This is a genomic window from Candidatus Zixiibacteriota bacterium (genome assembly GCA_026397505.1).
GTDB lineage: Bacteria > Zixibacteria > MSB-5A5 > GN15 > PGXB01 > JAPLUR01.
This window is the reverse complement of the sequence record JAPLUR010000102.1, coordinates 1-9291: the sequence shown is the minus strand read 5'-3', so window position 1 is coordinate 9291 and position 9291 is coordinate 1. Positions and strand designations below refer to the sequence as shown.

The following is a 9291-nucleotide window of genomic DNA, read 5'->3' as shown; positions in this document are numbered from 1 at the left end:
ACTTCCGAAAGCGCAAAGACTATGTTTCTCCTGCTAAAATCTAACTCGTTATACGACATTAGGTGTCTCCTTTTGAATCAGCTTGTAAATCTTAAGGATACACCTCTTGTCGTTTTTACACACTTATAAAGATATTACCATCGTCCAATTTTCCCAAAATAATTCTTGACATTTTTAATCTTTGGGGCATCTTAATAGTAGGGTAATTAACGCGGAACTTTGGCCAGGACACCAGCCCTATATATGGGCGCGGCATAAACCTTTTGGGGGAAAGGACGGCCTATGAGCAGTTTCTTTTGATTTGCAGTAAAATATGGCATATTTTGGGCTAACAATTTACAAGGAGGAAACCGTGAGATTTTTCAATTTGATAGTGATTTGTCTGCTTTTGGGTATCTGCTGGGGTTTGATAGGCTGTTCGGCGAGTGCCGGGGATTACACGATTGAGAAGGTGATCGAGATTGGCCCGGCCGACTGGGTGCCGTTCTTATGGCCGATCAAATGGTCGCCGGATGGGACTAAGATTTCCTACTTCAGCAGAGGATATCTGATGATTTCGGATACCCTGGGCAATACCCGGCAGGTCAAAAATGTTGATATGCTGCCATTCAGATATGAATGGGTTTCGGACAAAGAGATAGCCATAACTTTCAAGGGCCGTGAGAAAGGAGGGGCAATTCCATATCGCCTTTCGCTCCTGGATATCGAAAACGGTCAGGAGACAATATTGGAGCAATTTGACCGCAATGGCGTTGGTGATGATTCCATAATGGTCACCAATTTCGAGGGCCCTTTCAAAACGTTGGAGGGGACGGTTTGTTATAATATTGCGAAACGCCGTTATGAGGGGTCTGGCGACTATCGCAAAGCGACTGACCAGAAATCGACGCTCGTCCCTATAATCAGCAGGACTAAAACCACATCTTCGCAAAAGTCCATGAGCAATGATCATTTCGTTCGCTGGGGTACCACAGGACTATATTATGTCAACGCCGATGCGAGCGATTCGGTAAGAATTGCACGGAAACCATACCAGGATATGACCGGGCCGCTGGGTATTAATCGCGATAGGACATATATACTCATGGGCGGTACAATGCAACGCCTGGCTGATTCTACCTATATAGTCCTTGATACAATATTGAAACAACACCCGCCCAAAACTGTGCAATGCGGCTTCGAATTTGGTTCATTTAATCCAAGCGACCATGAAATTCTATTTCAGATCGCATGCGACGACGATAAATCCTATGAAGTGAATCAGATTGGCACATACAACTATCTGAATAATAGATTCGTGATACTGGATTCTCTGATCGGGATAACCAATGGTACCGCCCCGGTATATGCACCCAACGGCAGAAGCATCGCTTTTCTTGCAAACAATAAAGTATATATAATCATAAGGGGGCCAAATGAAATCCATTAATAGTTTGATATATGTTATAGGGATTATTCTTATTTCTCCATTTAGCTTCGCTACATGGATTGATATGTGTATCGATCCGGGACATGGCGGGGACAACGCACCTGGTTGTGTGACCGTCATCCCTTCATACTATGAAAAACATATCAACCTATCAGTCGGGTTAGCCCTTCGTGATTATATTGATAATATTGGTTACTATTCCGCTGTATTCACAAGAACTACTGATACGAATCCCTCGTGGACACGCCGTGCCATAATTGCCGATAGTAATGAAGCTTACACCTTCATATCTATTCATCACAATTGCGTTGCAGATACCACGAAGCAGTATATTCATTCCCTTTACTCGAGTACGGCAACAACGCCTCAAGATCCCGGCATTCCGGAATATGATACGACTTATAGCGGGCGCAACAGGCAGAATGACTCACAACTCGCCTTGAAAATTCTGCTTCGGGTATCGACTAACTGGCCTAACAGATATGTCAAGAATCCGGCTGATTCTCACGGCGTTTATACAATTCTTGAAAGAACCTACATGGAGTCCACAATTAGTGAGGCCTCCTTCATCAGCCAGCCGTCCGAGGCATACATGTTTTATAATAATACCGACCATCATATAGAGCAGGAAGCGGACGCCATTTTTGATGGCTACTTTAGCTACAGGTATAAGAACGGCATTGCCATGGTGGATTATCTTTCTGTGGATCCAAATATGAATGGCTTGGAATTGGAGGTTGATAGCTGGCTTCGTACAGTGTCGTATCAAGGCTGCTGGCTGGAGAATGAAATGCATACCCTTACTGCAATTCCCTTCAGCAAAGATAGTTACAATTATACATTTCACCATTGGGAACATCGCAACTGGACTACAGGCACCATAATTGACCAATCCATGCAAAATCCGTACGGGTTGTTGGTTGATTATGCAGTTGACAGCACCCACTGGTATCGGGCGATTTTCACCGGCGGGCCATTTGATTTCAATTTCATACAGCCCTCAGCCGGCATGACCGAAATTAATAAGAACGACACTATTACTGTTATGTGGGACGCACCGCCGGGGGTACTTAACTCCTGCTCTCTTTATGTGGAGCTTTCCACAAATAACAAGCGCACCTGGTCCCAAATTGCCGGCCCGCTTCCCTATAACAACGGCATGGGTTCCGCTGCCTCACTCCCCAAAAGCGGTGCATTGATGCCTAACGCCGGCAAATATCTCTGGCATACGCCCAACATCAATTCCGATAGCTGTTTTCTGCGTATCCGAGGCTCTGATCTCGCCGATAATAGCGGCTAGGTTATCTCGCATCGCTTTGGCCTGGCCTGCTGGCGGCCGACCGCAGATTTCTTTACCGACACGACCACCGGCAATTACCCCCTGACAGTGCATTTCTACGATAATTCTACTCATACTCCGTCCTTCTGGCTCTGGAAATTCGGTGATGGGCAGACCTCGACGGCGCGCGATCCAATACATAGGTTCGACAGCGTGGGTTATTATACGGTGACTCTGATAGCAACCAACGGCTGCGGCCCGGATACGGTCATAAAGACCAACCTGATTCATGTCACCTGCCAGCCCCGCTCGGCCGATTTTGTCTGCAACGATTCGACGGTTAATATCAATTTCGAAGTTTATTTCTGGCCCAAGTATGTTGATATGTCCTCCGCTACCTATTATTGGGAGTTTGGCGACGGCAAGGATACTACGTCATCAACCTATTATGCATTGCACTCGTATAAATGCCCCGGTATATATACGGTGATTCTCACCATAACGGATCGCTGCGGGACAAGCACGATGACCAAGAATGCCTTTGTGACCGTTACCGCCCCGGCCGGAACGCCCGACACCGACAACGATGGTATCATTAATGCCTGCGACAACTGCCCGAGTGTGGCTAATCCCGACCAGGCCAATAACGACCACGACGCGCTGGGTGATCTCTGCGACCCGGATGACGATAATGACGGAATCCCCGATCTGACCGATAACTGCCCCATGATTGCCAATCCCGACCAGCATGATTCCGACAGCGATGGTATCGGTGATGCCTGCGACTTTCGTTGTGGTGATATCAATAATAGCGGTTTGATCAACATACAGGATATCTCCTATCTGATAAATTACTTATATAAAGGAGGCCCGTCGCCGGTACCGGTCTGGCAGGCAGCCGATGTGAATCATTCCGGCAATCTCAATCTTCAGGATGTCACTTATCTGATAAATCATCTTTATAAAGGGGGTCCGGCCCCGGTGTGCCTGTAAGAGAATCTGGTCCGTTTTCGAGGTTGCTTCCTCGTAATCACCCGCGAGCGGCGGGTTTTCAAATCCGCCGCTCGCGCCGCGATATTACCACATGCTGTTATCGGATAACGCTTTAACCAATTTACGATATTTGCGCGAATTGATCGGGGTGGTTGCTTTTTTTCTTTGGAAATTTTCACATTTCTATTATAATACTCTGCCCCGAATTTCCTGCATTTACGGGAACTTTCGTCAGATTTAACCATTTTATCTGCACACAGGGTAGAGTAATTGAATCTGTTGCGGTTTTGGGGTTGAATTGAACAGAGATTACTCGATTGTATATGTTTTTGTTTTTAGGAGATTGAATTTTGGATCAGGCGAGAATACAGAAGATTAGAAATATAGGTATTGTGGCCCATATCGACGCCGGGAAAACGACCACCACCGAACGAATCCTCTTCTACACCGGAAGAACCCATAAGATGGGTGAGGTGCATAATGGCGAAGCCGTCATGGATTTCATGAAACAGGAGCAGGAGCGGGGTATCACCATCTCCTCGGCGGCTATTACGACCGAATGGAACGATCATCAAATAAATATCATCGACACCCCCGGTCATATCGATTTCACCCTCGAGGTGGAGCGGTCGCTACGTGTCCTTGATGGCATCGTCATGGTTTTCTGCGCCGTCGGCGGCGTGGAACCGCAGAGCGAAACAGTCTGGCATCAAGCCGACCGCTACAAAGTGCCGCGGATAGCCTTCATCAACAAGATGGACCGTGCCGGAGCCGACTATTTCCATACGATTGAGCTGATGAACAACATGCTCGAGGCCAACGCCGTGCCGTTTCAGATTCCGATCGGCAGTGAAGAGAAATTCGAGGGGCTTATCGATCTGGTAAATTTGGTCGCTATTAAATACAACGGCCGCGAGAATGCTCTCATAGAAATCCCCGAGGAATTGAAAACCCAGACCGGGCAGTTGCGCGACAACCTGATCGCCCGCCTGGCCGATTTTGATGATTCCCTGATGACCAAGTATCTGAACGAAGGGCCGATTGCTGTTGAGGAAATCAAACATGTCGCTCGTCATGCCGTTTTAAGTGGTCTTATTACGCCGGTTTTCTGCGGCGCCGCCTTCAAGAATAAAGGTATCCAGCCGCTTCTGGATGCCGTCGTCGATTATCTTCCCTCCCCGATTGACCGCGGGATAATCACCGGGACTGACATCGATGACCACGAGTTGACTATTTCCCGTAAACCCTCAACCAAGAGCCCCTTTGCGGCCCTCGCTTTCAAGATCATTACCGATGCTTATGTCGGCCAGCAGACATTTATCAGAGTCTATTCGGGTGAGCTTAAGGCCGGAAGTTATATCCATAACGCTACCAAGGGCGAACGGGAACGGATCGGACGGATACTCCGTATTCGCGCCGCCGACCGGGAAGAAATAACCGAACTGAAAGCCGGCGATATCGGCGCCCTGATTGGTATGAAGTACACCACCACGGGAGATACTCTCTGTGAACAGGATCATCCCATCCTGCTCGAAAATATACATTACCCTGATACCGTGCTTGACCTTCGCATCGAACCGGCCGGGAAAAACAACCGCGAAAAGCTGGCCGTCGCCCTGAGTAAAATCGCTCTCGAGGATCCCTCATTCAAAGTGCATTTCGAGGAGGAAACCGAGGAAGTGGTCATATCCGGCATGGGAGAATTGCACCTTGATGTCATTGTCGACCGGCTCAAGAACGACCACAAAGTTGATGTTGTTGTCGGCGCTCCCTCGGTCGCTTTTCGCGAGACGATTACCCGCGAGATACGCCTCGATTACAAATATAAGAAACAGACCGGCGGTAAAGGGCAGTTCGCCCAGATCGATTTCCGCCTTGAGCCGAATCCGGGCGGCGGAATTGAATTTGTCGACCATGTCAAGGGCGGCAATATTCCGCGCGAGTATATTCCGGCCGTGGAGAAAGGTTTCCGCGAAATGGCCGACAAAGGACTTCTGGCCGGTTATCCCATGGTCGATATGAAATTTGTCCTTCTTGACGGTAACTATCATACCGTTGATTCCAGCGAGATGGCTTTCCGCCTCTGCACGGCACAGGCGCTCCGCGAGGTAATTCATAAAACCGCGCCCCAGCTTCTCGAACCGCTGATGAAAATCGAAATCAACACTCCTGATGAATATATGGGGGATATTATCGGAGATGTCACCCGCCGGCGCGGAAAAATCGGCAGCATGCGGCGTCACCGCAAAGGGTCGCAGAAAATCAACGGGACCGTCCCCCTGATGGAGATGTTCGGGTATGCCTCAAGTTTGCGGACTCTCTCCAGCGGCCGTGCCAACTTCTCGATGGAATTCCTGGAATACTCACCGCTTCCCAGGAGTATCGAGGAAAAAGTCATTGCCGAAAAGCTTGAGAAGAAAAAAGCCGTCGCCTGATTTTCTGCTCCATTCCCGTAATACAATATTTATCCAATCAGGGGTGTCAGGCAGACACCCCTGAATATTTTTTCCTTACGACACCCGAACATGATTATTGCATTGCATCATTGACCTCATATTGATAGATTTGTTCCGATGCCGATGATTTGGAAATATTACCGGCTCGAAATGAAAGTGACGGTATTATGCGTGCGATGATTCTAAATGCCCCTGAGACTCCTCTGGAATTGACCGAAATTCCGGCCCCCATTCCAAAGAAAGGACAGCTTCTCATAAAAATTCATGCCTGCGGCGCCTGCCGTACCGACCTGCATGTCGTCGACGGCGATCTGAAAGAACCGAACCTGCCCCTCATCCCCGGGCACCAAATAGTCGGGACTGTCTTAGACACCGGTCAGGCAAGCGGTCACTTCGCTTTCGGCGATCGCGTCGGCGTCCCCTGGCTTGGGGGAAGTTGCGGCGAGTGTACCTACTGCAGCACCGGACACGAGAATCTCTGCGACAAGGCCCTATATACCGGTTATCAGATTAACGGCGGTTTTGCCGAGTACTGTGTCGCCGATGAGCGGTTCTGTTTTCCGATTCCGGCCGGCTATCCCGATATGCAGGCGGCCCCGCTTCTCTGCGCCGGTTTGATCGGATACCGCGCTCTGCGTATGACCGGTGACGCCTTCCGTCTCGGCTTTTATGGTTTCGGCGCCGCCGCCCATATATTGGTTCAGGTGGCCCGTTATGAGAAACGTGAGGTTTATGCTTTCACGCGGAGTGATGATGTCTCGGGGAAAGAATTTGCCCTCAGGCTCGGCGCTGTCTGGGCGGGAGATTCCGACCAGCTACCTCCGGTGCCGCTTGATGCCGCCATTATTTTTGCCCCGGCCGGGGAACTGGTGCCGGCGGCGCTGCGGGCGGTCGGCAAAGGCGGCGTGGTTGTCTGCGCCGGAATCCACATGAGCGATATCCCCTCATTTCCCTATTCCATTCTCTGGGGGGAACGTATCGTCCGCTCGGTGGCCAACCTGACACGCCGCGATGGTGAGGAATTCCTCGCTCTGGCGCCCAAAGTACCGGTGCAGACAGAGGTGCATCCTTATCCGCTGTCGAAAGCAAACGAAGCGCTTGATGACTTACGCCATGGGAAATTCACCGGCGCCGCCGTGATTATGATCGATTAGAACCAGTTGCAAATTCACGCAGTTGCCGATATCTCCAGGAATCGCCCCCATATCCCATTTCGAAAACCAACCAAGTCCCGACGGATCCCCGATATTATCAGGGTTTAACCTCAAAATAATATTCCGGCCCCTTTATCAGCGTATCCCCCCTTGGCACTTCCACCGTAAGATGATACCTTCCCGCCCGCAAAACACTATTAGGGACAAAAATCCGACCGGTCTGGAAATTGTCAAAATCCGCAAAAGCATCATCCCCATAAATAACATTGCCGCCGGCATCTTTTATTGTCAGCCGATACTTTGTATTCGGCTCGGCATTGTCAAATACGAACGAAAGAACCAGATCCTTCCCCGAGGAAAGGCTGTACGTATCAGTCATCATGGTTCGCAGAGGAAGCAGGGTAATCGAACCGACCGGCCGGATACAGTTGGAACCTTTCTCCGATAATCCCAGATAAGCCGGATAGATGAGAGCCAGAATCACAAGTAAGGCCAGGGCCGGTTTAAAAACCAGCGGCCGTTCCGGCCAGAGGAATTTCAGGCTTCGGCGCAACAGCGACAACTCGGTTGTCTCTGAACCGACAGAGGCCACTTCTTCTTTCACCGACCCATCATGCCGCAACAGCCCGGCGGTCGTCTCGAACTGCTTGACTGAAGCGAAACAGTATCGACATTTCAACAAATGGACTTCGAAACGTTCCGTATCCTCCTCCGAAAGCGCCCCCAGCTCATAGGCATGAAGCATGGTGCCTATTTCGGGTTCCTTACATTTATCAATGTTCACTCAATCCCTCCTTTAATGAGACAGCGGCCAAGCATACTGCGACCGCGATTAAGAATGACATACAGATTGCCGGCATTGATCCCCATGCGGTCGCAAATCTCTTTGGTTTTATACCACTGGTGCACGAGCTTCATGGCCCGGGCATAACGCGGAAAAACTTGGATTATTTTGCGCAGACAATCCAACAATTTCCGTTTAAACTCCGGATTCGGCGGAATATCCGGCTGCTCGGCGGCCCCACCGATAAACATCTCATCCACCATAACTTTATGTCTGACTTCTCTTTTCTGCAAGAAATTGCCGATTTTCATACGAAGCACTCCATGAGCCCACGCTTCGAAATTTTCCGGTATCTTTTCGGCTCGGAACTTCTCCAAGATCGTCATGCAGGCGTCTTGAGAGATGTCCCGAGCCTCTTCCCTCCCTAATCTATATTTGGCAATGAGGGCAAATCTTTCATACAAAAACCGAAAAATTTCCTCTTCGGCCTTTTTATTTCCCTGTCGGGCTCGGGCCAATAACTCTTTCACCTGCAAGTCCTTCTGTTTTGCCGTCCGCTCCATTGACTTACAAATTAACGTTTTCCGCCGATTCTGTCAAAACAAAATGCATCCTCTCTTCGGCCCCTGTGCCATGATATTATGTAAGATTGGCGCCTTTCCCCAAATATCACTCATAGAGAACCTGTCAAAGAGAAGACGGGATGATTCTGTGTCGGGCCGTGGGAATGCCCAATGGCCGGCCTACGGATCAGAACGCCGCCCGACTCATTTTGAAATATCACATCCTTTCGCGGTTCCATTTATCGCCGTTTACCTCCTCAGGGTGACCGACGGTGGAGGGCGGGACGCCGGTCCTGCCCTCCTGCCTTTAAGGCGTCGAAGAAATTTATGAGTCTTTGCCCGTCCCGAATTGCACCGGCACGACCGATGTCCACATTGCCGGTTGACTGACTGCAAGCAGAGATAGGCCAAAATTCCCCCTGAATTCCGCGCCGCGGAATTAATGGGGGTCTCGACATTCTTCTCCCCATCGAATTAGTAGATACAAGGGCGGAACCCCAGACGAAGGGGAGTGTTGAAAAACCCTACTTTTATAGATTAGGGATGGCCGCTGACCTTATTCGGTTGATGGCATGGGAATTCTTTCGGAATGGTCTTATATAGTCCCAGAAGGCGGCCAAGACGTGCATTATG

7 protein-coding genes are annotated in these 9291 nt (G+C 49.6%); 5 read left to right on the top strand and 2 right to left on the bottom strand.

Annotation, left to right across the window (positions count from 1 at the left end; genetic code table 11):
* The first annotated feature begins 352 nt into the window (after positions 1-352).
* From NT002_10445 to NT002_10425, 5 genes are all read left to right on the top strand, one after another.
* Positions 353-1429 carry a hypothetical protein gene (locus NT002_10445; GenBank protein ID MCX6829683.1) on the top strand — a complete coding sequence of 359 codons (1077 nt, stop codon included), beginning with the start codon at positions 353-355 and terminating at the stop codon, positions 1427-1429.
* Positions 1416-2729 (top strand): N-acetylmuramoyl-L-alanine amidase, encoded by a 1314-nt coding sequence (locus NT002_10440; protein MCX6829682.1) that lies wholly within the window; start codon positions 1416-1418, stop codon positions 2727-2729. The genes NT002_10445 and NT002_10440 overlap by 14 nt, the downstream gene beginning before the upstream one ends.
* A gap of 21 nt (positions 2730-2750) precedes the next feature.
* Complete coding sequence (locus tag NT002_10435) at positions 2751-3701, top strand: PKD domain-containing protein (protein MCX6829681.1); 951 nt, start codon at positions 2751-2753, stop codon at positions 3699-3701.
* 350 nt (positions 3702-4051) lie between these two features.
* On the top strand, positions 4052-6136 hold the full coding sequence (fusA, locus tag NT002_10430; GenBank protein MCX6829680.1) for an elongation factor G: 2085 nt from the start codon (positions 4052-4054) through the stop codon (positions 6134-6136).
* A 188-nt stretch (positions 6137-6324) separates the two neighbouring features.
* A complete protein-coding gene (locus NT002_10425) occupies positions 6325-7311 on the top strand; it encodes a zinc-dependent alcohol dehydrogenase family protein (protein ID MCX6829679.1) in 987 nt (328 codons plus the stop codon).
* Positions 7312-7408: 97 nt separating this feature from the next.
* Here NT002_10425 and NT002_10420 read toward each other — a convergent pair whose 3' ends face one another.
* Together NT002_10420 and NT002_10415 are read right to left on the bottom strand one after the other, a co-directional pair.
* Positions 7409-8095 (bottom strand): zf-HC2 domain-containing protein, encoded by a 687-nt coding sequence (locus tag NT002_10420; GenBank protein ID MCX6829678.1) that lies wholly within the window; start codon positions 8093-8095, stop codon positions 7409-7411.
* Positions 8092-8625, bottom strand: coding sequence for an RNA polymerase sigma factor (locus tag NT002_10415; GenBank protein ID MCX6829677.1), 534 nt, complete (start codon positions 8623-8625; stop codon positions 8092-8094). Before NT002_10415 ends, NT002_10420 begins: the two co-directional genes overlap by 4 nt.
* Between the last annotated feature and the right edge of the window lie 666 nt (positions 8626-9291).

Coding starts and splice junctions, on each gene's coding strand:
- NT002_10440 (MCX6829682.1), top strand. CDS start 1,416: ATGAAATCCATTAATAGTTTGATATATGTTATAGGGATTATTCTTATT.
- NT002_10425 (MCX6829679.1), top strand. CDS start 6,325: ATGCGTGCGATGATTCTAAATGCCCCTGAGACTCCTCTGGAATTGACC.